Source organism: Clostridium sp. CM037 (genome assembly GCF_055081095.1).
In genome coordinates, this window is sequence record NZ_CM143650.1 from 3,772,531 (window position 1) to 3,795,851 (window position 23,321).

Sequence of the window (23,321 nt, forward strand, 5' to 3'; positions counted from 1 at the left end):
TACTTATTATAAAATGTTGTCATTTGTGTAATTTTCTTATTAAAGTATAAAATTCTTACCTATTTATATATGTAATCTCTTGTCAAAGGCAAATCATTATTTACACCTTTAGCAAACAATATCTGATGAAGATTGATATTACCGCGATTAAACGATGCAGCACATGAATTTAAATATAATCTCCACATTCTTATAAATGTTTCATCCTTACTCTTTTCTATTTCAGGAAGCGCCTTCTCAAAGTTTTGTGACCAACATTCTAACGTTTTCCCATAATGTCTCCTAATGCTTTCTATACCTATTAATTCAAACTCCTGCTCTGCTATATCAGTAATTATATTTTTAATTCCAGGTATATATCCACCTGGGAAAATATATTTATCTATCCATGTATTTGTACCACCTTCATTTACTCCTGTTATACAATGAAGTAGAGAGAGTCCTTTGTCCTTTAATAGATTATTTACTACATGAAAATATTCAGACAAATTTTCCTTTCCTACATGCTCGAGCATTCCTACACTAACGATCCTATCAAAACTTACGTTCTTCAATTCTCTATAATCTGAAAGCCTAACTTCAACTAAATCTTCTAGCCCTTCTGCTTTTATTCTATCATTAGCCTTTTGAAGTTGTTCTTCACTTAAGGTAATTCCAATAGCCTTTACTTTATATTGTTTTGCTGCTAAAATTATAAGTTCTCCCCATCCACAACCTATATCAAGCAAGCTTTGCCCTGCTTTTAAATTTAATTTTTTTAAAATATGATTCTCTTTATTTTCTTGAGCTTGATTTAAAGAATCTGTTTCATGCTCAAAATATCCACAGGAATAAGTCATAGTATCATCCAACCATAATTTATAAAAGTCATTACCAATATCATAATGAAATTGTATATTATCTTTATTTGTCTTTATGTTACTTTTTATTTTCTTTATTAATTTCATGTATTTTTCACTATTCTTCAAAAAGCTTTCCTTGTTATTATATAAGGATTCTATAACAAACTGTAAATTACCTTCTATGTCTATTTTTTTAGTCATATATCCTTCTCCAAGGGCTATTGAAGGATTATCTATAATGTCACCTTTCGGTATTGGCTCATTAAAAATAATTTTAAATTTAGACTCACCTTCGCCGTATTTTGCTACACTCCCATCGCAAAATTTAATTTCAAACGGATCAGAAAACATATTTTTTAATAAAGTTTTATAAAACAGTTTGTCAGTAACCAACATTTATCACTCCTTAATTATATTAATATAATTTACTAGTAATTAGTTATTTATTTCACAATTATAACAACTAATCTTCTTAGGTATACCATTTTTTTAACTAGAGGTCAAAAGCAATCCGTAGAAGACTAGTGCTTGGTAAACGATAATCATAATCTAATTGATATCAAACACTCCCATTTACTTACTTATACTATATACTTATACTATATATTTGTTTATAATTTCATTAAGTTCATATACATTTTGCTCAGTCCAACTAGTGAAATTTTTTTTATCATTAGTTGCAGCACTTGCAAGTTCGAATAAAAATTTTGGTACTTCTGCTTCCTTAATATCACCATAATATTTACCTAGCTTTGTTTTACCTATCCCAATCTCTCCCCCAAAATGTAATTCGAATACATTTATAAGCTCATCTTGGACCTTTTTCTTTTTACCGCAAAACCCAATTGTTCCTATTTCGTGTACAGAACAAGAATTAGGGCATCCTGATATATGAACATGAGGTAGTATATCTTTTGTTAAATTATTTTCTTTAAAATAGCTTAGTATTTCCTTTAAAGTGCGCTGAGTTTCTAAAATTCCCATCTGACAAGTAGGAACTCCTATACAAGCGATAGAACATTCCAGCGAAGTATTTCCACCCATTTTATCTGTTAGCTCAAGGATTATTTCAGCTTCTTTCCCATTCAAATTTCTAATGTATAATCCCTCTGACATAGCTAGTCTTATCTCTACTTCATTCATAACTTCTATTTTATCTATTATTAGTTTCAAATGCTCATTTTTTAATTGTCCGCCTATTGGATGCACATACACACTGTATAATCCCTTTTGTTTTTGAGTAAATAGTCTTGTATTTCGCATCGAGGTTTCAATTCCAACTTTGTCGTAGATTTTGGTTTCTACCTTTATTTTTAAATTTTCTCTAGTCTTAACTTTTTCCAAATAACTATTATAGCAGTTCACAAATTTCTCCTCGCCCATTCTTTCCATAATATATCTTATGCGAGCTCTTCCTTTGTTAATGTGGTCGCCTTCATTAATAAAAAGATCTGTTATTGCTTCAACATGATATAAAATATCTTCTGGCTTAATTAACTGTTCTCTCTTCACAGATAGTTTTGAATTATTCCCCATTCCACCACCTAAATATACTTTAAAATACTCTATGCCATTTTCTTTAACCGCTAAAAATCCCAAATCAGTAGCAGTTACATGTGCCTCATCTTTTTCATTACTTGAAAATGCAACTTTAAATTTTCTTGGAAGTTTATATGTATATACCTTACTTAAAAAATGGTCTCCTACAGCTGTTGCATAAGGCGATACATCAAACACATCTTTTTCCTCTACTCCAGATAGCGGTGAGACTGACACATTTCTAGGAAAATTACCGCCGGATCCCCTTGAATATAACCCTTTCTTTATACCTTCTTCCATTGAATCACAAACTTCATCAATAGTAATTCCATGTAGTTGTATTGCCTGACGAGTAGTTAGATGTATACTTTCTAATTTATATCTTTGTGCAAATTCATATATTAATTTAAGATCTTTTATAGAAGCTATCCCTGATGGTATTCTAAATCTTATCATAAATTTCTTGCCACTACGCTCGGCATACACGCCCATACCACCTGAGGCGCCTTTAAAGTCCATTTTACTTGTTTCCCCATTTAAAAATTTATGTCCAAGTGCTCTAAAACCCTCAACTTCCCCAAGAAGAATTTTATTTAAAGTTTTCATCTATATCAATCCTTTCCTATTGCAACATTATTATGACTATAGTATACTGTTTTTTAACCAATAAGTATAATACATGTTTTATATAATACTTATTAATATTTCTGATAGGTAGGGTGATAATTTTGATTGAGGAATTAAAAACCTTTATTGCTGTTGTAGATAACAAAAGTTTCACAAAGGCTGCAAAGAGCATCAACATATCTCAGCCAAGCGTAAGCTTACATATTGTAATTTTAGAAAAACACTTCAATACAAGGCTAATAGAAAGATCAAATAAACAGAGAAGTATATTAATTACACAAACTGGAGACATGTTGTACAAAAAAGCTAAACAAATAATCTCCCTAATAGATGACACAAAAGAAGAACTTAACAATTATCATAATTCCACCTCTGGCACTTTAAAGATTGGCGCAAGCATGACTATAGGTGAATTTTTACTGCCCTCAATACTAGGAGATTTTATTAAAGAATTTCCAAACATAAAACTAGAAGTTGCTATTGAAAATACCCATAATATTTATGAAAAATTTAAAAACTATGATATTGATATTGCTTTAACTGAAGGCAGTGTCCCTGTTCATAACTATACTTTCAAAAATTTTTATAAAGATACTATGGTTCTTGTAACTCCAAATTCCTTTACCTATGACCAAAATATTGGACTTAAAACCTATTTGTCAAATCAAACTTGGATGCATAGAGAAGAAGGTTCTGGCACTGGTGAATATCTAAATATATTTTTAAATACAGAAGGCATATCTCCAAAAAATTTCATTATTCTAGGAAGTAATTACTCCATTAAAGAAGCCGTTAAAAACAATTTAGGTGTAACTTTTATTTCATCTTTAGTCGTAACTGAGGCTGCTATTAACAATGAACTTAAAATTATACCTACCAAAACAAACTACAATAGATTTTTTTCTTATTTAGTTCATGAAAAAAATCTATCTAGGATTGCAACATTATTCGTTGAGAAATTAGAAAAGTGTAGCTGTATGAATAAATAATACTTAATGATTAATGATCAAGCATATGAATAATAGAAGTGCTTTTATTTTATAAATAAAGGAAGGACTGATATTATGTCAACAGATTCAATTAATGATGACTCGTATACCTATATTTATGCCACTCCTAACACAGGTAAAATAACTCTATTTGAACAAGAAAGAGTGAACTATGGAAATATATATATTAAATTCACTCAATATATTCACATTAGAGGTACACAATATGCAAACTACGCAGACAAAGATATAAGTTTTGAAACAACTAGAACCGAGTTAAATGATAAAGCAAGATTTATAACTTCACCATCTAATATATCAGATTGTCTTTTGTTAAGAGATTTAGAAGCACTTGTTATAGATCATATATCTAGAAAAGTTAAAATAGTAACAAGAAATCAATATAATTGTATTATACACACTTTATTACTTCTTAATGTTGCAGGCAAGGCAACTACAGGGCTTTTACTAGATATATATAATCAACAATATATTGATAATTTGCAACAGAACGCTCCACTTACGGGAGGATTACAACAATATGCAATTAATGATATTAAAGAAACACAAAAGAAAGTAGTTGATATTAGTACAAATGATACAATACAATTTGCTTTTGCAACAGACCTTCATGCTGATGATTATTTAAATTATTATGACCAAATTCAAAGACATTTAAAATCAATCGTAGATATTCAAAAATATGGAATATTAGATTTTATTGCTATAGGTGGTGATTTACATTCAGGTGTTTATCCAGATAAAGAAAATCCTAAAGAGAAATTAAGCGAACTTACTAAGACTTTAAAAGAGTCTAAAATACCAGTACTTATACTTCATGGAAACCATGATGATAATAGTTATAATGTTATTGCACCTGTTAATCCTATTTTATCTAGTCTAATAACTAAAAAGGAATGGTTCAACAGAATGATTAGACCTTTTATGAACGGAGAAATACATGATACATGCGATAGTATGAGCCTTTATTATTACAAGGATTTTTATGATAAGAAAATTAGAGTAATATGCCTCGATTCAACAGACTATCCAATAATTATAAATGATGATGGTACTATGAAATGGCACGGACAAAACTTTTGGGGATATGGAGCAAGACAAGTACAGTGGCTACAAAGTGAAGCACTTAATACATTAGAAAAAAACGATTGGTCAGTTGTAGTACTATCCCACATGGCTACAAGAGATACAGATTTAATGTTTAATGGATATGATCCATATAACGGTAATCTAGTTGAAGGATTGTTGAAAGCATTTATGAAAGGCTTAACATTTACAGGAACTACTACAGGTGATTATGGTGTTACAGTAAATGGAAACTTCACGAGCCAAGGTCCAAGGAAAATACTATGTTATGTCTATGGACACACTCACACTGATAATAATAATAAACCTATTAATTTGGGATGGAATTTTATTAATACTGCTTCTTGTTATAGTGCAGGAGTTGCAGGAAGAGCTATAGGTACAAATACGGAAGACTTATGGGATGTTATTGTTGCAGATAAAAGTTCGAGTGTTGTCGATTGCTTTAGGTACGGATATGGTGTTGATAGACATATGTTATAATCTATACTGAGAAATAATTTTAAGGCAGGATTATCCTGCCTTAAAATTATTTCTCAGTAGTTCCTTTAGATGCTTCTGAACGTGCATTTAATTGTTGCTTTTCTTCTGGAGTAGCATCACTAGGGCCACTAGTCATGTTGGACATGTTATACATACTAGTCACATCGCCGTTTGAAGCACCGCTAACACCTTTATTTGATTCCGATTGTTTATTCATTTTTTTTATTTCTTCTAAATCATTTTTATTCATAAATATTCTCCCTTCTAATGTACAAAATACACTGCACATATCCAATGCATTATATAGTTTACCCATTTTGTGATATAATATTATGGTTATAAATTGTTAACAATATTGACACTTAAATGCAACACTTATTTAGTAGTATTAATTTATATAGGAATATGTTGCTGCAACGATAGTATAAAACAATACACGCAAAATATAGCTAATAAGAATTTACATCATACCAGTATTAGATTGAGATTTATAGTATGGCCAATAATTGCTGAAATGGAGACAAATAATTATGAAACCTGAAAACGAAAATGTGTCTGAAATGTCGGAAAATACTTCTATTTTAATTACTCTGTGTGTTGTCGCCTTAGTTCTAGCACTTGTTGGGGTTAAAATAGTAATAACAACTATGTAACTCAAGGGTATGCTAACGCTACCATTATAAATTAATATTCTTGCAATTAACCCCAAGAATATTTGAACCACCTTTGGATCTAAATCAAATATATTTCACAATAAATTAGAACCATCCTAGATATTAAATTTAGGATGGTTCTTTCTACTTAAATACAGACCTTGCCTAAAGATAACTGTTTTGTTATAATTATGGTGATTTTACCTATTTAAGGAGATGAACATATGCTTACTGTACAAAACCTAAGTAAAAAATATTCTAAGGAATTAGTTGTAAACAATATTAGCTTTCAAGTAAATGAAGGTGAAATTGCTATTCTTTTAGGCCCAAATGGCGCTGGAAAAAGCACCACAATAAAATGCATTGCTGGACTATTAAAATATGATGGATATGTTGAAATTTATGGTCACAAAAATAAGAGTGTTGAGGCAAAAAAGTTATTCTCCTATGTTCCAGAAGTTCCAGCTATGTTTGATTTGCTCACAGTTTATGAGCATATAGAATACATGGCCGCCGCTTATGGGATAAATGGCTATAAGGAAAAAGCTGAAGAATTACTTAAAAGATTTGATTTAAGTGATAAAAGAAATAAGCTTGGAAAAGAGCTATCCAAGGGTATGATGCAAAAAGTAAGTATTTGCTGCGCCTTAATAATAAATCCTAAGGTAGTATTATTTGATGAGCCTTTAATGGGCCTAGATCCTAAAGCAATAAAAGAGCTAAAGAAAGCAATAAAAGAGCTCAGAGAAAAAGGTTCTGCTATTCTAATAAGTACCCACATAATAGATAGTGTTGATGATTTTTGGGACAAGGTATTGATAATGAAAAATGGAAATATAGTACTCTCCGGTACAAAGCAAGAGCTTATGAATAGGAATGAGACCTTGGAAGAACTCTTCTTCGATGTAACTGAGGATGACTTATGAAGCCATTATTTTATATAATAAAAAAATCTATAAGAAATTTTTTATTAGAACTAAAGCGAAAGCCAACAAAGCTAATTGGCTATATTATAGTTCTTATACTTTTGTCACTAACTTTTATTTTTGGCAGCAGTAATAGCAGCGAACAAAAGATTTTAGATCCAGCGTTGTACACTACTATTGTAGGAATTATTATTTTACTGTTCACCGCACCGGACCTCTATTCCTCAATAAATAATGGGGCCACTTTTTTTAGAGGCGCAGACATAAATTTAGTATTTACATCTCCTACTAGTCCTCAGAAAGTTTTAGTATATGGATTTTTAAAACAAATATATACTTCATTTATAGCAGTTTTTTTTGTTTCATTTCAAGGACCTAACCTTTATAGTTTTAGTAATATCAAGCCCTATGGAATTATAGTAATTATCTTTGGATTATTCATTATGCTCATTTTTAACTCAATACTAAAGATATTATTATATTCAATAGCTTCTAAATGTGAAAAAAATAAGATTATGTTAAGAAACACTTTTAAATTTTTAGGAGTATCTCTAATTATAGCGTACTTTGTAGAATTATATATAACTAGGTCACCAGCTAAGGCTATTATGTCATTGCTAAATAGTCCTGCCATTGCTTATATTCCTGTATACGGGTGGATAAAATCAATTATAATGTCTTCAATGAATGGCATACATCCAATATTTTTTGTTTATATAGCTCTGATTGTTGCGTCTGGAGGCCTTTTCAGTTATTTAATTTACTCTATGGAACTTGACTATTATGAAGATGTTTTAGCTTCAACTGAATTAAAAGAAACAGCTATCTCCGCCACGCGTAGGGGTGAGCGAGTATTTGTACAAACGGGTAAAAAAACTAAAGTAAGAAAAGTTCAATACACTAAAAAAGGAAAATTTGCCTCTGCTATATTTTGGAGACAAATATTAGAGTATAAAAAGACTGGTTTTGCATTGATAAATGTAGTGTCTGTTATTTACGCAGTTATAGCAATAAGTGCTGGATTATTTAGCCCTATAAAAGATTTAAAAATAGTCTTAGGTGGCATGATATATCTTCAATTATTTTTTACCTTTGCCAGTAAGTGGCAAAGAGATTTATCAAACCCATACATTTACATATTGCCAGCCCACGCCTTTAAGAAGGTTATCTATGCAACTGTAGTTGATAACCTTAAAAACCTTATTGATGGAACTATAGTGTTTGCAATAACAGGAATATTATTTAAAAGTAGTATCATTCTTATTCTTCTTAATATAATAGCCTTTGTTTCAATAGGTTCTCTTTTCATCTATGGTGGAATTCTTACTAGAAGAATTTTAGGCAGTGGTAATAACATAGTATTTACATCTCTTATAAGAATTGCAATCTTACTTTTAATACTATCACCTGGTATAGTTCTTCTGATAGCATTATATAGTTCTAAAGGAATGCTCATAGCCTACACCACGTTTATCAGCTATAATCTTATATTTAGCAATTTAATAGTGTTTTTGGGTAAGGGAGTGTTTGAAAATATTGAATTATAGTAATATTTTTTTTAGATTAATTAGGTACAGGCGACATATATATGTCGCCTGTACCTAATTAACCTCTATTTAAAATTGACGCATATACTCACTCTTTTTTATGTAAACCTTCAGTATTTCTGTTATCACAGATTTATCGGCTGCACCCCTTTAAACCTATAATTAATAATAGTAACACATAAATTATAATTATTATTTCAAAAATAAAATCCACTTTTTTGTTTTTATATTCTATTTTTTTAAAAAATTTATTTCTTAGTAATGAGGATATCGCCCCTACACATAAGATAATTACACCGCCAGAAAAGTTATTTGTATAACTAAGCCACGCACCTATTAAAAGCAATGCTAAGGTTAATATTGTGACAAACTTTTCAACAACGTATAATTTTTTCATATTCTTCATAATCACCTCAATAAAATTAATATAAACAGTCTTACTTAAGAATAAATTGTTTATATTTTTTATTCTACTCTTTATAAGAGTAATTATCTACACTTAAATTAACACTATCTTTTACTAATCTGCTTACATATAAACTAGGAATAACTGCATACATAGCTGCAGCATTTACTAATTCACGTTTCCAAGTTCTTTCATTTGGAGAATGTGACTCTTCTTCATGACCTGGTCCAAAGCCAATGCAAGGTATACCATATCTGCCCATAATAGAAACTCCATTTGTAGAAAATGCCCATCTGTCAACTAGAGGCTCCTCATTAAATAAACCTTTATATCCGCTTACTAATGTTTCGCAAACTGGATGGTCCTCATCTGTTATCCAAGCTTCAAAATAAGCAGCTGTAGGGTAAACAACTCCCTTATAGGAAGGTTTTTCGTAATCATACATGGAAACCTCAGCTTTCAAATCTTTCACTGATGAAAGATTTCTTATTTGCTCTAGGGCCTCATCATACGTTTCTCCATTGGTTAATCTTCTATCTATTGATATGGTTTGACTATCTACCATCGCACTTCTTGATGAAGAAGTAAAAAACACCTCAGAAACAGTTAATGTTCCTTTCCCCAAAAAATCATCATGATGTAATCTTTCATTAAGATCTTTCATCTCATTAAAAAAAGGTGCCATTTTATAAATATCATTTTCTCCTCGCTCTGTTGTGCTACCATGAGTAATTACTTTTATCTCCATTCTTCCTCTTTGCCCCCTATATATATTGCAGGAGGTAGGCTCTGTAATCACAACAAATTCCGGCTGAATCTTGTCTTCATTTATCATGTACTGCCAACAATTCCCTTCACATTCATGTTTTTGTAGCGTACCTGTAATAAGCAGAGTATAGTCACCTTGTAAGTTTAATTCTTTAATAATTTTCCCGGCATAAACCATAGAAGCCATACCACCCTTTTGGTCACTTCCACCACGTCCTATGATCACTTCCATATCTTCATAGCCTTTGTATGGGTCATACTGCCATAACCCCTTATCTCCTATGCCTACTGTATCTACATGTGCATCCATAGCAATAACATGTTTACCATGCCCTATAGTTCCTATTATATTCCCCATATTATCTATGTCTATCTTATCGAAGCCTACTTTCTGCATTTCCTCTTTTATTCTCTCAACGACTCTACGTTCATCACAGCTTTCACTAGGAATAGCAATCATGTCACGAAGAAACCTTGTTATGTCCCCTTTGTACTCTTCTGCTTTCTTTAATACTTTTTGAAAATCTAAATTCATAGAAAATCCTCCTTCTATTCCTCTATATTTTGTTATTTATTTGAATGTGCTTCAATCATAGTTTAAATCTATTACTATAGTCTCTGCACCTAATTTTCTAATAGCTTGGACATAGCTCATATTCTATTTTCATGTTATTTTACTACTACCAATATCATATTAATGAATATATAAAAAAATTACTAAACAGAGCAAATAAAAAAAAGCCTTATAATCTAAGGCTTAATAATTTTATTAGCAGCATTCATTTTTTCAACAATGTTATACATATTTGTGATTTGTCCAACAGACAGCTCATCTTCTAAATTATAATAGTTAAGGCATGTTCCGCAAGCTAAAATTTCCACTCCCAACCTTTCTAATTTTTGCAAGCTATCTAACACTGAAGATTGTTTGGTTGGAAGTTTTACTCCCCCATTATAGAAAACAATAGTAGAGGGGATTTGTTCTGCTTCTACCAAAGCATAAATAAAGCCTTTAATTAGAACTTGTCCTAATTCATCATTCCCTTCTCCCATTTTATCAGAAGATATAACAACTAATGTATTTTCCTTTTTCTCATTTTCTAACTCTTTAACAGATTCATCTGAACCTAACCCTTTTATAATTTTAACCTCATAATGATATTCACTAATAATTTTGGAATCACATTCATATCCCATTCCCTTAGCCATTTTTTCTAAATTTTTCTTAGCCATTTCATTATCTACAATAACTAATACGGTTTCATCTTCTTCAACTGCTTTAAGAGCGTTTCTGGCTTCTATAACTGGTATGGGACAAGTTTTTCCTTTAGCATCAATTCTTATCATATAACTTACCTCCCATGGTAACGTCAAGATTTTCAAGTTTAATTCCACCCTGTAAATGTTTTCTACTCCTCTTATCCATTTCATTATATTACCATTCTGCAAAATAAAAGTCAATAAAGTTCTCAGAATATTATTGCAATTAAAATAAATCACTTCCCTTCGCTAATCTGAATGGGAGTGATTTATTGGGAACATTATTTTAATACTTCCACATTAACACAAGTATCCGGCTTTTCACCATTCAATACTTTAATAATATTATTAGCTGCAGTTAATCCCATTTTTGTTCTTGTTTCCATCGTAGCCGAGGCAATATGTGGAACAATTGCAACATTGTACATATCGAGAAGCTCTGATTCAATGTCTGGCTCATGTTCAAATACATCAAGCCCAGCTCCCCATATTTCACCTTGCTTAAGGGCTTTAACTAATGCTTTTTCATCGATTACTGGACCACTACATGTATTAACAATAACTGAAGTGTTTTTCATCATAGAAAATTCCTTTTCACTAATATAGTGTCTGGTAGAAGGTGAAAGTGGTACATGTAATGAAACGAAATCCGCTCCCTTTAATAATGTTTCTTTATCCACATAAATAGCACCCAAATCTTTTTCCATTTCATAATTTCGCAGCAAATCAGTATAAAGTATCTTCATATCAAAAGCCTTGGCTTTCTTTGCAAAATTAAAACCAATTCTCCCTGCTCCTACAATTCCTAAAGTCTTACCCGTGATTTCACGTCCAAGAAACATCATAGGATCGCAAGATTGAAAAGCACCATTTCTTGTGAATTTATCTGCTGCAATGATTCTTCTAGATACAACCATAAGCAGTGTCCATGCTAAGTCAGCAGTCGCATCATCTAGTACCTGCGGAGTGTTTGTAATTATTACTCCACTTTGAGTCGCTGCAGCTGTATCAATATTGCTGTACCCTGCTGCGTAGTTAGCAAATATCTTACATTTTTCACCAGCTGTCTCAAATACCTCTTTATCAATATTATCAGTCAAGAGACATAAAACTGCATCCTTACCTTTTACCTTTTGAAGCAGCTCTCCTCTTAATAAAACTCTATCTTGAGGATTAATTTCTACATCAAAATGCTTTTTTAAAAGCTTAATAGCCTCATTGGGAATTATTCTTGTTACGTAAACCTTCTTCTTATCCATATATTAGTCCTCCTATAATTCTAAAATTGACCTCCGACTTGTAGTAATAGTTTTTTTATTAATCCTCAACTTTTTTATCAACATTGCTACAACTGAAACAAAAGAAAAATAAAATACGATAGTCGATGCTTTTTCTCTATCTCTTAAACATCGGATTAAGGTATAGGCTGATCCTGCACACATAGCAGATATAAATCCTAAAAGTGGAGGCAGAACTAAAAAATTGAATTGAGGTTTAATAATTAATAGAGCTCCTATAAATGCTAAAGCGAATATCAGCATAAATGTGATAGCTTTAGGTTTATTATCCATTCTTCACACCCTCTCAAATATAAGTTCATTTTTAATCTTTCCTACTTCTTTTATAATCTTCATTTTTCTAAAACAATAAGTAATTTTTCTTGCCTTGTATACTGTAACTTTTAATGTTTTCGCTAATTGTTTATTGGTAAAATTCACTGGTAGTTCTTGTGGTAAAAATTCAAAAAAATCTTTTACTTCTCTAAATGTTATTTTATCTACTACTTCTAAAAGCTTTCTATCCACAATGCTTATACCTTTTCTTCTCCAGCTTCCTTTACCATCCTTGCACCGTATCTCTTCTTCTTTAGTCATTAAGATTTCTAGTATAAAATTTTCTTCCGCCATTAAATCAGGTATTCTAATTAGCTCATCAAATAAATCAACCACTTTACCTTTTTTAGGAGATTTTCTTCTACTAATTACTTTATTAGGTTTTTCTGTTGTTACTATATATTTTTCAACAGCTATAGGGTGTACTAGCATAACCTTATTGTACTTAACCAATTCTCTAAGCTTATTGCCAATTGCGCCAAAATTTTTCGTTTGTATTTCAATTAATGAATCTTCCCTTACTAAATCAATTATATATTTATCTACTTTTACTTCTAATCTATCCCCTGACACCGCATACCATTGCTTAATGGATGAGTGCAAAGATCTCTCATTTTTTATATTTATCCCTGTTTGCTCTAACATTAAGACCGTGTCTTCTATTTCCCCCATTTTTTCTCCTTGCACTTTAATAAACATTTAAAACTTCACAACAAATGTAAAAATATACCCTTTTATTTATATAATAATTATAACAGAAATATCATATACCGCACATACTAATTATGTAGCAAATAATAATATAAAACACTATAATATTATAAGGTGATGAAATATGAAAATTGCGATATTATCTGATACTCATGCGAAAAAACATAATGATAAACTTTTTAAATTAATAAATAATATATTTAAAGAAGCTGACATGATAATTCATGCAGGTGATTATATTTCCTCAAGCGTCGTGTCAAAATTAAAAGAGCATAAGAACTTTGTTGGGGTATGGGGAAATAATGATAAAGGATACATCAGAGATTTACTAAAAGAAAAAGTAATTATATCTGTGGAAGGATATAAAATTGGTTTGTATCACGGCCATGGTAATAGCAAAAGCACACTAAATACAGCCTATGATAAATTTATTGATGATAAAGTTGATATAATCATCTTTGGACACACTCATCAGCCACTTATTTTGACTAAAAATAAAGTACTCATGATAAATCCAGGTTCACCCACGTGTAAAAGACGTGAACCATGGTATTCTTATGTTATTTTAGAAATACAAGATAAGAAAATAAATGTTCAATTAAAATTTTATAATTAATATTTTTATATTGAGTAAATAATTTCTTATAATTATTTACTCAATATTTATAGTTTCTACATATAATGGACATGAAAAAGTAGACAGAAAAAAAGCCTACCAATATTGGCAAACTTTTTATTTTTTTATATTAATCTTCTTCTACCTCAGTAACTTCATATCCTATTTCTTCAATAGCTTCCGTAATGTCATTATCAGTTGTTTCGTCTTCAAATTCTGCTACTGCAAATTTTTCTTCTAAATCTACTTTTAATTTACTAGCACCAATATCAAGTAATGCCTCCTTTACATGGCTTACACAATGTGAGCAACTCATTCCATCAATATATATTTTTTTCTTCATTTAAACTACCCCTTTCTATTGTTAATTCATATTATTATATATGTTACATTCTAAATTATATAATCAATAAGTCAACTTATTTTTTTAAATTCTTTTTATCTACCTGTATTTAATAATAATCCTGAACTAAAATTAATACATACTGTTGCAACCAAAAGTTAAATAGAGCACACCATTAATGGTTAAAATTTCAATTATTATCGGTATATTTAAAGTATTATATCCAAAAATTCAAAATAAATTCTCTTTTATCCCTTATTTTAGCTTTAATTTTGACAGCCTCTTCATTAATTCTAATGTAAGATTATCCAATTCATTTAATACAGGTTCCAAATTTACTAGCCGCTATTCCCACATAACTATATACCTCTTTGACTCTGTGTGCAACACCTTTATTCATTCCCTTTTTTGTCTTTATAGGTATATAAGTACCCATTGAGTATGTCCTACAATTACGTCGCCCTGAACATCTGAAATTGTTGATTTAAATTCAAGTTAAATTACCCCTATATTAATTTTATATAATACTTTTCAAAAAACTTTCTTTAAAAAGAATCTTCTTCAAACGCACTAAGTACTCTATCCAATATACCATTTATATGTGCTATAGCTATACCGAAATTGGTAATAGGTAGTTCCTCTATATTAGCCTTCTTAATCCTTGACATGAATTGCTGCCTATTAACCATACAGGCTCCACAATGAACTATTAGCTTATATCCGCTTAAATCATCTGGAAAACTGCTGCCGGCGCAAATCGTTATATCTAGCTTTCCACCTACCCTTTCCCCAAGCCATATAGGCAGTTTTTCTCGCCCTATATCTCCAACAAGTGGATGATGGGTGCAAGCTTCTGCTATAAGTACCTTATCTCCTGGTTTCAATGTATCTATAGCTTTTGCCCCTTTAACTAAGGTGCGTAAATCTCCTTTATACCTAGCCATAAGTATAGAAAAGGAAGTAAGTGGTACATCTTTTGGTACTATAGAATTGACTTTTTTAAATACCTGCGAATCCGTAATCACCAAATCTGGTTTGTCCTTTAGCGCGGCTAAAATGTCCTCTAGTTCACTATCCTTTACCACTAGTGCCATAACATCATTATCAAGAAGATCTCTTATTACTTGAACCTGTGGTAGTATTAGTCTCCCCTTTGGTGCTTGGATATCTTGTGGTGCTACAACTATTACTCTTGCCTTCGGATTTACTATGTCACCGACAATCGTGCATTTTTCAAAATCCTCTGGCGCATTAGCCATAATTACTTTTTTTAACCCATCAATATTGGTCTTATCTTTAGCGCTAACATTAACAAAAGTTAGATCTATTACCTTTTGAATATCCTTGAGTGATACTTCATTTTTGTCTACTTTATTGATGACTCCAACTACAGGTATTTTTCTTTTTTTTAAATCTTCATACCATGTTTTCTCAAATAATAAATCTTCCTCATTACCGTCAATAACCAAAAGTGCTAGATCAGTTTTGTCCATAACTTCTTTAGTTTTCTTTATTCTAAGTTCTCCGATTACGCCTTCGTCATCAAACCCCGCAGTATCTATAATAACAACAGGACCTATTGGAAGTAGCTCCATTGCCTTATAAACTGGGTCTGTTGTGGTTCCTGCTAAATCAGATACTAATGCAATATCCTGCGACGTAATTGCATTAATCAAACTTGATTTCCCTACATTTCTTTTTCCAAATATAGCTATATGAAGCCTATTAGCATTCGGCGTTTGTTGCATAGTATATCCTCCTCTTATCTTTTATGTTCAAATTTATAATTTAAAAATTTTATCAATTTATTTTTCCATACAAATTAGAAGATTCCAACTTTATCAAACAACATAATTATACAAAATTTGAGTATTGAATGTCAACAATTCATCAGATATGTTCTTGCCCTACTTTAACATAATTATCATCACCTGTGGTGATGATATACTAACTATCTATAAATCCCTATTACACGTTACATAAAAATTTTACATATAAAAATATACTGCTTTAATACATTTTTCTTTGGGTATACTAATTACGACAAAATTAAAGGTGTGTGATAATATGAGTTTTAGAAAAAAAAGTATTTTCCTTGTTTTTGCTACCACTATTATTTGTTTCTTATTATCTAACAGTCCACATATATCCAATATACAGAAAAACAGCCAGGCATTTATACCATGTAGTCCGTCATTAAAATCTGCTGGCGATATTGAAACTTCAAAATTTGTTTATTTAACTTTTGATGATGGTCCTACATACGTTGTTACCGATGCTTTATTAGATGTATTAAAAAAACAAAATGTAAAAGCTACTTTTTTTATAGTAGGAAAAGAAATTGAAGGAAAGGAATCAATTCTTAAGAGAATATATAATGAGGGTCATGGTATAGGTCTTCACACATACAGTCATAATTTTAAAAAAATATATAGAAGTACAGATGAGTTTATTTATGAAATGAAAAAAGATTCCAACAAAATTGAAGAAGTCACTGGCTTTGCTCCTAAGGTTATTAGATTTCCTGGCGGTAGCGCTAAACGCTTAAATGCTTCTAATTTAGAGAAACTTCATAAAAACAATTTTAAAGTATATGATTGGAATGTTAATTTATCTGATGGTATAAACCCTAATTTAAGTGTCTCACAACTTATTAAAAATTCAAAAATAATTAAAGGAAATAAAAATGTAGCCATACTCCTTATGCACTGCAATTTTAATAATAAAAACACTGTAAAAGCTCTACCTGAAATCATAAAATACTATCTAGATTCAGGTTATGAATTTAAGGTTATTACTGAAGATACCCCTGAATATTATTATAAATTTAGAGATTAAATCATCTCCTGCGGAGCTGCACATCTTCGAAGAAGATAAATTGACGACTCCAGAAGGTGATTTATATTCCCACTGAAATTTTATTTTTGCTATAATATGTGCCCCCAATTATATGCGTAGGAAACTCACCTTCTGAAATGTCGTTAAAAAAACCTCACTATAAAGTGAGGTTTTTACTATAATTGCGTTATAAATTTTTTTTCATTATAATTGTTTAACTATTGTTTTTTAAATTTTAATTTGCTTACCATTAAATAAGATAATATAACCATTAAAATCATAGTCGACCCTAAATTTGAAGCTTTGTTAAACATAAATAAAGCATACAGTGCTAAAAATGTGCCTGTAACAGTAATAGGAATTCCTGAAAAAACCCCATCAAAATCCGTAATATTATATTTCGCTAACCTATATGCGCCTGCTACTGGGAAAATTAAAACCATTAAATACCCAATTGACCCAAGCCCTGCGAAATTATAAATATTAAATATTAATATTGAAGGTGCCAAACCAAAAGATACTAAATCGCATAATGAATCTAGTTCTTTACCTAAATCGTTATCCACATTTAAAAACCTAGCTATTTTACCATCATATCTATCAAATATTCCTGCTAAAAGAATAAATACCGCTGCTAATTTATAATTTCCGTCAAAACTCATAAGTATAGATAAAATTCCACAAGACATATTGCTTAAGGTGAACATGTTTGGCACAGCGTTTTTTATTTTAACCATCTATATCACTCCTATCCTTATAATTATACCATATTATTAGCAGTTATTCTTTAGTATTATATAACATTATTATTAAAAGCTTCTTAAATTTTACTTAATCTTCATTTATATCAAAATTTTAAATTAAATCCTTACTTAATTAATATTCTGAATATTAATTAATAATTACTTTATTTTCTATCAACTAAAAAAGGACCAGCATTTTTTTGCTGATCCTTTTTTGCTATTATCTTTGAACGATAATCGCAGTTCCTTGACCGCCACCTATACATAATGTAGCAAGTCCTGTTTTAGAATCTCTTTTTATCATTTCATATATTAATGTAATAAGTATTCTTCCACCTGAAGCTCCTACTGGATGTCCAAGTGCTATAGCCCCACCATTAACATTTACTATTTCTGGATTTAAGCCTAAATCTTTAGCTACAGCTAATGATTGAGATGCAAAAGCTTCGTTAGCTTCTATTAGATCTAAATCAGCTACGGTCATTCCTGCTTTTTGTAATGCTTTTTTACTTGCTGGAACTGGACCATATCCCATTATTTTCGGATCTACTCCACCTGATGCATAAGATTTTATTGTAACTAGAGGTTTAAGTCCTAATTGATCTGCTTTAGCCCTTGACATTACTACAAACATAACTGCACCGTCATTTATTCCTGATGCATTAGCTGCTGTTACAGTACCGTCTTTTTTAAATGCTGGTTTTAATTTTCTTAATTTTTCTATAGTTGAACCAAATTTCGGGAATTCATCTGTATCAAATGTTATTGGGTCACCCTTTCTTTGAGGGATTACCACTGGAACGATTTCGTCTTTGAATTTACCTTCTTTTATAGCTTTTTCAGCTTTTAATTGACTTTTCAAAGCAAATTGATCTTGATCTTCTCTAGTTATGTTCCACTTTTCTGCTATATTTTCTGCTGTAACTCCCATATGATAGTCATTAAACGCATCCCATAGAGCGTCTTTAATCATAGTATCAACTACTTTTCCGTCTCCCATTCTTGCACCCCATCTATTGTTTGGTAGTGCATATGGAGCGTTGCTCATGCTTTCAGTTCCACCTGCTAAAACTACTTCCGCATCTCCACACATTATAAATTGTGCTGCCATGCTTACAGCTCTAAGTCCTGATCCACAAACCTTATTTATTGTAAGTGCTGAAGCCTCATCTGGAATACCTGCATGTATTGATATTTGTCTTGCAACATTCTGTCCAAGTCCTGCTTGTATTACATTACCAACAACAACTTCTTCTACAAGTTCTGGTTTAATTCCTGCTCTTTTTATAGCCTCTTTAGCTGCAACAGTTCCCATTTCTACAGCCGATACTTTTGATAATCCTCCACCAAAAGATCCTATTGCTGTTCTTGCTGCTCCTACAATTACTACTTCTCTCATATTATAACCCTCCATTTATTTATTTTTCTAGTATATTATTACCACATAATAGGAATTTATTATATGTTTTTGTTTTTTTCCTATATGTATATATTACTAGCAATTTCCATGCCAAGTGTACAAACTCTTACAAAGCTTACTATACCAACCTCTGCCAATTTCTTAAAACAAATTATAACTACGACTGTAAACTTAGTTTACAGTAATAATTCCATACACTTACTCATTTTTAGTTTGTTAATATTATAACCTAATTGTTAAAAAAATCACTAAAAGTATTTTCAACGTATTGATACACTTAAGCACATAGTTTTTTTTATAATTTCCATTTATGTCACCACAACTATTTTTTATATAAAAACAACACATGTAACCACAGTTTACATGTGTACTATTGTAGATTGGCTGATTTCATTAAATTATACCTGTTTAATTTCTTATACAAACCAGCTCTACTTAGTCCCAATATTCTTGCAGTTTCTTTTTTATTTCCCCCTGTTTTTTTTATACATTCCATGATAAGGTCTTGTTCAATAGTTTCAACAACATCTTTTAAATAATTATTTTCTAATGAATATTTTTTCACTTTACCATTAATTATCTTCTCTGGCAAATGGCTTGGCATTATAGAAATATCTGTATCAAGCAGGTTTATAGCTCTTTCTATTACATTTTCAAGTTGTCTTATATTGCCCGGCCAGTTATAAGATTTCAAACAATCAATAGCCTCCCTTGAAATGCCCTCCGAGTAGATATTATATTTTTTACATATTTTTACCCTTAATGCATTAGACAATTCATCAATGTCTTCTACTCTTTCTCTTAATGAGGGTAATTTTAAATGCATAACATCCAACCTATAATACAAATCTTCTCTAAACTTTCCATCTTTTATTAACTGTTCTAATGACTTATTAGTTGACGCAATAATTCTTATGTCAACTTTGATAGCATCATTCCCGCCAACCCTCACTAATTCTTTTTCTTGAATAACTCTTAGGAGTTTAACTTGCATATTCATAGGCATATCACCAATTTCATCTAATAAGACTGTCCCGCCATTTGCATGTTCAAACTTACCTTTCTTACCTGATCTTTTAGCACCAGTAAAAGCGCCTTCTTCATAACCAAACATTTCCGACTCAAAAAGCTGTGCTGGAATAGCTCCACAATTAATTTTTATAAAAGGCTTTTGGCATCTTCTACTAGCATTATGAATGGAGTGCGCGAAGAGTTCTTTACCCGTTCCACTTTCACCAGTAATTAAAACGTTTGAATCTATCTTAGCTACTCTTCTGGCGAGTTTCATTACCTCGCGGCTTTTAACACTATTGCCTATAATGTTTTCAAAAGTATATATTGCTTTTTGATCTGTGCTTAATTCATTTTTACAATATTCAGCATCTTTTTGTGAATTGTTTATCTTATTACTTAATATTTTAAAATTGTCTAAATCTTTAAACATTATTTTCCCAATGGCCCCTACAATTTTACCATCTTTCTTTATAGGAACTCTTATAGAAATTATCTTATGGCCATTAGTTTCTTGAATTTCTCCAAACTCTTGTTTACCAGTCTTCGCTATTATATGTAATTTTGTATTTTCTATAACATCAGTTACATGTTTTCCCTCTGGATTTTCGCAATTAATAAATTCTTTATATTCATCGCTCATCATAGTTATTATTCCATTTTGATCTACTACAACTACACATTCTTTTACAGCATTAAAAATTGTATTCAAAATATTTTCGTCTATTCTTCCATTTCTTTGTGAATTCATTAATATCTTATTTTCCGTTTTTTTACTAAATATTTGGAGTGCACCTATGACTTCGCCATTTTGGGTTATTACTTTACGGGTTATAATAAATTTACCCTCTTTTATATTTAATTGTTCTTCTCTATTTTCAATTATACTTAATAATTCACCATAAGGAAATATTTTTAAAATATGTTTCCCTATGCTACTTTCTGCATTAACCTTCAACATTTTTTCAGCAGCATTATTAATGATTTTTATGATGCCTTTCTTATCTATAACAATAACACCTTCATTAATAGTGCATATAACCTGGTTATAATAATCATTAATTGTACCCATTTGTCACCTTCCCTTAAGCTTATAACACAATTATAAAGTCCATAGTTTTTTTTATCAAGATATAATTAAAATAGCGAGATTTTTTCTCTCTATTTATGATTATTAGCTTAATTTTTAACTTACTAAAAAAAGCATGTATTTTAAGTAATACATACTTTTCTTCTGAAATGTCGTTAAAGTATAGAATTTGTAAGATTAAAAGTGTTTATTATTTAATAAAGAAATTCATAAATGTCGTAATGATTCCAACGTTAACAAAATCTACAAATAAACCTCCCACTAATGGTACAACAAAGAATGCACGTTCAGCATGACCATATTTTAATGTCATAGCTTCCATGTTCGCCATTGCATTTGGTGTAGCTCCCATACCAAATCCACACTGTCCACAAGCCATTACCGCTGCGTCATAATCTCTTCCCATAACCTTAAAGGTTACGAAATATGCAAATAACGCCATTAGAACTGTCTGAGCAAATAACATTATTACTAGAGGTAAAGCTAAATCTGCTAATTCCCATAGCTTTAATCCCATTAATGCCATAGATAAGAATAAAGATAATGAAATGCCTCCTATAACATCAATTTCATCTAAATGCACCTTATAAGACTTTGTAGCATCCGCTATATTTCTTAAAACTGCGGCCGCCAACATACCACCTATATATCCTGGAAAAGCAAATCCTGTTTTTTCAAAAAGAGCAGATATAATTGTACCTATTCCCATAGCTAACAAAATCTGAGATGCGGCACTCATAAAATTGTCAGGTATCATTGGTTTTTTAGTGTCTTCATTGGATACTGTTGCATCTTTAGAGTTTTTTGAATTAACCGTTTTCATAGGATATGAAAGATTATTTTTTTCAAGTAATTTTTTACCTATAGGTCCTCCAATCATACTGCCCATAACTAGTCCAAAGGTTGCTGATGCCAATGCTACTGTTGTGGCACCTGCTATACCTTTTGCTTCAAATAATGGACCAAAAGCAGCTGATGTTCCATGTCCACCTACCATAGGGACAGAACCAGTACAAAGACCTATAATTGGACTTAATCCAAATATCTTAGCAAGTGTAACCCCTGTAATATCTTGAAGAATTATAAGTACTGCAGTTATTGCTAAAAAGATTAAAACTTGTTTTCCACCCTTTTTTAATAATTGAAGACTTGCTGTAAACCCAATGGTTGTAAAGAATGCCGTCATAAATACTGCTTGAAGCGTTATATCCATATCAAAAGTCAATATGTTAGTTACTTTTAGTATTAAAGTAAGAAATACAAAAAGTAATCCACCAATAACCGGTGCTGGAATACAATACTTATCTAAAAATGTTAACTTGTTTTTGGTTTTTTGTCCTATAAATAAAACGATAACTGCTAATGCTACTGCTTGAATCATGTCTAATTTTATAACCATTTTTATCCTCCTTGTATTATATCATATTATATTATAGTATATATGATAATTATAATAAGCTTATACAGATAAAAACACAATACTACAAAATACTTCTTTTTAAAAATTAAATTTTCAGACTTTTATGTTTTTTCTTAACCAAGCAATATGCATTAAATAATTATGTCTATAATAATGTAGTATGTCCTATAAAATCCTTTTGATGTATGTGACAGTGTTAAAATATCTAGTGTATATGCTTGTACACCAATTGTTTTTTTACATATAAATTATCCCATAAAAACACTTCCACTATATGTAATCTTATGTTTCATAAGTCTCTGTTATGCTCTTATAATGCAATAAAAAAATAGCGAGATTTTTTCTCGCTATTTTTTACTATTATCTTAG

Annotated in this window: 22 protein-coding genes; 7 read left to right on the forward strand and 15 right to left on the reverse strand. The window is 30.6% G+C overall.

Annotated features, from left to right (window positions below; all coding sequences use genetic code 11):
• Window positions 1-59: 59 nt before the first annotated feature.
• Both ACWJKP_RS18100 and ACWJKP_RS18105 read right to left on the reverse strand, forming a co-directional pair.
• Window positions 60-1,235, reverse strand: coding sequence for a class I SAM-dependent methyltransferase (locus ACWJKP_RS18100; RefSeq protein ID WP_165413373.1), 1,176 nt, complete (start codon window positions 1,233-1,235; stop codon window positions 60-62).
• Window positions 1,236-1,436: 201 nt separating this feature from the next.
• Complete coding sequence (locus tag ACWJKP_RS18105) at window positions 1,437-2,987, reverse strand: nitrite/sulfite reductase (protein ID WP_165413357.1); 1,551 nt, start codon at window positions 2,985-2,987, stop codon at window positions 1,437-1,439.
• A gap of 122 nt (window positions 2,988-3,109) precedes the next feature.
• On the opposite strand from ACWJKP_RS18105, the gene ACWJKP_RS18110 reads away from it, so the two are divergent.
• The gene (locus ACWJKP_RS18110; protein ID WP_165413356.1) at window positions 3,110-3,997 is read left to right on the forward strand and encodes a LysR substrate-binding domain-containing protein; all 888 of its coding nucleotides are present in this window, start codon (window positions 3,110-3,112) and stop codon (window positions 3,995-3,997) included.
• Between the two features lie 75 nt (window positions 3,998-4,072).
• Window positions 4,073-5,587: a metallophosphoesterase family protein gene (locus ACWJKP_RS18115; RefSeq protein ID WP_165413355.1), complete on the forward strand. Its 1,515-nt coding sequence runs from the start codon at window positions 4,073-4,075 to the stop codon at window positions 5,585-5,587.
• A gap of 46 nt (window positions 5,588-5,633) precedes the next feature.
• Here ACWJKP_RS18115 and ACWJKP_RS18120 read toward each other — a convergent pair whose 3' ends face one another.
• Window positions 5,634-5,837: a hypothetical protein gene (locus ACWJKP_RS18120; RefSeq protein ID WP_165413354.1), complete on the reverse strand. Its 204-nt coding sequence runs from the start codon at window positions 5,835-5,837 to the stop codon at window positions 5,634-5,636.
• A gap of 280 nt (window positions 5,838-6,117) precedes the next feature.
• Here ACWJKP_RS18120 and ACWJKP_RS18125 point away from each other — a divergent pair, with 280 nt between their 5' ends.
• The 3 genes from ACWJKP_RS18125 to ACWJKP_RS18135 all read left to right on the forward strand — a co-directional run bounded on the left by ACWJKP_RS18125 (window position 6,118) and on the right by ACWJKP_RS18135 (window position 8,713).
• Window positions 6,118-6,240: a hypothetical protein gene (locus tag ACWJKP_RS18125; protein ID WP_263492332.1), complete on the forward strand. Its 123-nt coding sequence runs from the start codon at window positions 6,118-6,120 to the stop codon at window positions 6,238-6,240.
• A 224-nt stretch (window positions 6,241-6,464) separates the two neighbouring features.
• Window positions 6,465-7,166: an ABC transporter ATP-binding protein gene (locus ACWJKP_RS18130; RefSeq protein ID WP_165413353.1), complete on the forward strand. Its 702-nt coding sequence runs from the start codon at window positions 6,465-6,467 to the stop codon at window positions 7,164-7,166.
• A complete protein-coding gene (locus ACWJKP_RS18135) occupies window positions 7,163-8,713 on the forward strand; it encodes a putative ABC exporter domain-containing protein (RefSeq protein WP_165413352.1) in 1,551 nt (516 codons plus the stop codon). The genes ACWJKP_RS18130 and ACWJKP_RS18135 overlap by 4 nt, the downstream gene beginning before the upstream one ends.
• 133 nt (window positions 8,714-8,846) lie before the next feature.
• On the opposite strand, the gene ACWJKP_RS18140 is transcribed toward ACWJKP_RS18135, so the two are convergent.
• The 6 genes from ACWJKP_RS18140 to ACWJKP_RS18165 all read right to left on the reverse strand — a co-directional run bounded on the left by ACWJKP_RS18140 (window position 8,847) and on the right by ACWJKP_RS18165 (window position 13,432).
• On the reverse strand, window positions 8,847-9,119 hold the full coding sequence (locus tag ACWJKP_RS18140; RefSeq protein ID WP_165413351.1) for a hypothetical protein: 273 nt from the start codon (window positions 9,117-9,119) through the stop codon (window positions 8,847-8,849).
• A gap of 64 nt (window positions 9,120-9,183) precedes the next feature.
• A complete protein-coding gene (locus ACWJKP_RS18145) occupies window positions 9,184-10,422 on the reverse strand; it encodes a YgeY family selenium metabolism-linked hydrolase (RefSeq protein ID WP_165413350.1) in 1,239 nt (412 codons plus the stop codon).
• Between the two features lie 215 nt (window positions 10,423-10,637).
• Window positions 10,638-11,234, reverse strand: coding sequence for a sulfurtransferase-like selenium metabolism protein YedF (gene yedF, locus ACWJKP_RS18150; protein WP_165413349.1), 597 nt, complete (start codon window positions 11,232-11,234; stop codon window positions 10,638-10,640).
• A 194-nt stretch (window positions 11,235-11,428) separates the two neighbouring features.
• Window positions 11,429-12,406: a 2-hydroxyacid dehydrogenase gene (locus tag ACWJKP_RS18155; protein WP_165413348.1), complete on the reverse strand. Its 978-nt coding sequence runs from the start codon at window positions 12,404-12,406 to the stop codon at window positions 11,429-11,431.
• A gap of 12 nt (window positions 12,407-12,418) precedes the next feature.
• The gene (locus ACWJKP_RS18160; RefSeq protein ID WP_165413347.1) at window positions 12,419-12,718 is read right to left on the reverse strand and encodes a hypothetical protein; all 300 of its coding nucleotides are present in this window, start codon (window positions 12,716-12,718) and stop codon (window positions 12,419-12,421) included.
• A gap of 3 nt (window positions 12,719-12,721) precedes the next feature.
• Entirely contained in the window at window positions 12,722-13,432 is a 711-nt protein-coding gene (locus tag ACWJKP_RS18165; protein WP_462961341.1) for a hypothetical protein, read from the reverse strand.
• A 163-nt stretch (window positions 13,433-13,595) separates the two neighbouring features.
• Here ACWJKP_RS18165 and ACWJKP_RS18170 point away from each other — a divergent pair, with 163 nt between their 5' ends.
• A complete protein-coding gene (locus tag ACWJKP_RS18170) occupies window positions 13,596-14,087 on the forward strand; it encodes a metallophosphoesterase family protein (RefSeq protein WP_165413345.1) in 492 nt (163 codons plus the stop codon).
• Window positions 14,088-14,217: 130 nt separating this feature from the next.
• Here ACWJKP_RS18170 and ACWJKP_RS18175 read toward each other — a convergent pair whose 3' ends face one another.
• Window positions 14,218-14,430 carry a heavy-metal-associated domain-containing protein gene (locus ACWJKP_RS18175; RefSeq protein WP_165413344.1) on the reverse strand — a complete coding sequence of 71 codons (213 nt, stop codon included), beginning with the start codon at window positions 14,428-14,430 and terminating at the stop codon, window positions 14,218-14,220.
• Window positions 14,431-14,975: 545 nt separating this feature from the next.
• Complete coding sequence (hydF, locus tag ACWJKP_RS18180; RefSeq protein ID WP_165413343.1) at window positions 14,976-16,178, reverse strand: [FeFe] hydrogenase H-cluster maturation GTPase HydF; 1,203 nt, start codon at window positions 16,176-16,178, stop codon at window positions 14,976-14,978.
• A gap of 319 nt (window positions 16,179-16,497) precedes the next feature.
• Here hydF and ACWJKP_RS18185 point away from each other — a divergent pair, with 319 nt between their 5' ends.
• Window positions 16,498-17,268: a polysaccharide deacetylase family protein gene (locus ACWJKP_RS18185; RefSeq protein WP_165413342.1), complete on the forward strand. Its 771-nt coding sequence runs from the start codon at window positions 16,498-16,500 to the stop codon at window positions 17,266-17,268.
• A gap of 218 nt (window positions 17,269-17,486) precedes the next feature.
• Here the strand turns inward: ACWJKP_RS18185 and pssA are convergent, their stop codons facing one another.
• The 4 genes from pssA to gltS all read right to left on the reverse strand — a co-directional run bounded on the left by pssA (window position 17,487) and on the right by gltS (window position 22,931).
• Window positions 17,487-18,005, reverse strand: a complete 519-nt coding sequence (gene pssA, locus ACWJKP_RS18190) for a CDP-diacylglycerol--serine O-phosphatidyltransferase (protein ID WP_165413341.1) — start codon at window positions 18,003-18,005, stop codon at window positions 17,487-17,489.
• Window positions 18,006-18,231: 226 nt separating this feature from the next.
• Window positions 18,232-19,410: an acetyl-CoA C-acetyltransferase gene (locus ACWJKP_RS18195; protein WP_165413340.1), complete on the reverse strand. Its 1,179-nt coding sequence runs from the start codon at window positions 19,408-19,410 to the stop codon at window positions 18,232-18,234.
• A gap of 391 nt (window positions 19,411-19,801) precedes the next feature.
• A complete protein-coding gene (locus ACWJKP_RS18200; protein ID WP_165413339.1) occupies window positions 19,802-21,514 on the reverse strand; it encodes a sigma-54 interaction domain-containing protein in 1,713 nt (570 codons plus the stop codon).
• Between the two features lie 208 nt (window positions 21,515-21,722).
• On the reverse strand, window positions 21,723-22,931 hold the full coding sequence (gene gltS, locus ACWJKP_RS18205; protein ID WP_165413338.1) for a sodium/glutamate symporter: 1,209 nt from the start codon (window positions 22,929-22,931) through the stop codon (window positions 21,723-21,725).
• Window positions 22,932-23,321: the final 390 nt, after the last annotated feature.

Excerpts from the sequence above, each read along its gene's own strand:
- ACWJKP_RS18105 (WP_165413357.1), bottom strand. The coding sequence starts at position 2,987 with ATGAAAACTTTAAATAAAATTCTTCTTGGGGAAGTTGAGGGTTTTAGA.
- ACWJKP_RS18115 (WP_165413355.1), top strand. The coding sequence starts at position 4,073 with ATGTCAACAGATTCAATTAATGATGACTCGTATACCTATATTTATGCC.
- ACWJKP_RS18120 (WP_165413354.1), bottom strand. The coding sequence starts at position 5,837 with ATGAATAAAAATGATTTAGAAGAAATAAAAAAAATGAATAAACAATCG.
- ACWJKP_RS18125 (WP_263492332.1), top strand. The coding sequence starts at position 6,118 with ATGAAACCTGAAAACGAAAATGTGTCTGAAATGTCGGAAAATACTTCT.
- ACWJKP_RS18130 (WP_165413353.1), top strand. The coding sequence starts at position 6,465 with ATGCTTACTGTACAAAACCTAAGTAAAAAATATTCTAAGGAATTAGTT.
- ACWJKP_RS18135 (WP_165413352.1), top strand. The coding sequence starts at position 7,163 with ATGAAGCCATTATTTTATATAATAAAAAAATCTATAAGAAATTTTTTA.
- ACWJKP_RS18140 (WP_165413351.1), bottom strand. The coding sequence starts at position 9,119 with ATGAAGAATATGAAAAAATTATACGTTGTTGAAAAGTTTGTCACAATA.
- ACWJKP_RS18145 (WP_165413350.1), bottom strand. The coding sequence starts at position 10,422 with ATGAATTTAGATTTTCAAAAAGTATTAAAGAAAGCAGAAGAGTACAAA.
- yedF (WP_165413349.1), bottom strand. The coding sequence starts at position 11,234 with ATGATAAGAATTGATGCTAAAGGAAAAACTTGTCCCATACCAGTTATA.
- ACWJKP_RS18155 (WP_165413348.1), bottom strand. The coding sequence starts at position 12,406 with ATGGATAAGAAGAAGGTTTACGTAACAAGAATAATTCCCAATGAGGCT.
- ACWJKP_RS18160 (WP_165413347.1), bottom strand. The coding sequence starts at position 12,718 with ATGGATAATAAACCTAAAGCTATCACATTTATGCTGATATTCGCTTTA.
- ACWJKP_RS18165 (WP_462961341.1), bottom strand. The coding sequence starts at position 13,432 with ATGGGGGAAATAGAAGACACGGTCTTAATGTTAGAGCAAACAGGGATA.
- ACWJKP_RS18170 (WP_165413345.1), top strand. The coding sequence starts at position 13,596 with ATGAAAATTGCGATATTATCTGATACTCATGCGAAAAAACATAATGAT.
- ACWJKP_RS18175 (WP_165413344.1), bottom strand. The coding sequence starts at position 14,430 with ATGAAGAAAAAAATATATATTGATGGAATGAGTTGCTCACATTGTGTA.
- hydF (WP_165413343.1), bottom strand. The coding sequence starts at position 16,178 with ATGCAACAAACGCCGAATGCTAATAGGCTTCATATAGCTATATTTGGA.
- ACWJKP_RS18185 (WP_165413342.1), top strand. The coding sequence starts at position 16,498 with ATGAGTTTTAGAAAAAAAAGTATTTTCCTTGTTTTTGCTACCACTATT.
- pssA (WP_165413341.1), bottom strand. The coding sequence starts at position 18,005 with ATGGTTAAAATAAAAAACGCTGTGCCAAACATGTTCACCTTAAGCAAT.
- ACWJKP_RS18195 (WP_165413340.1), bottom strand. The coding sequence starts at position 19,410 with ATGAGAGAAGTAGTAATTGTAGGAGCAGCAAGAACAGCAATAGGATCT.
- ACWJKP_RS18200 (WP_165413339.1), bottom strand. The coding sequence starts at position 21,514 with ATGGGTACAATTAATGATTATTATAACCAGGTTATATGCACTATTAAT.
- gltS (WP_165413338.1), bottom strand. The coding sequence starts at position 22,931 with ATGGTTATAAAATTAGACATGATTCAAGCAGTAGCATTAGCAGTTATC.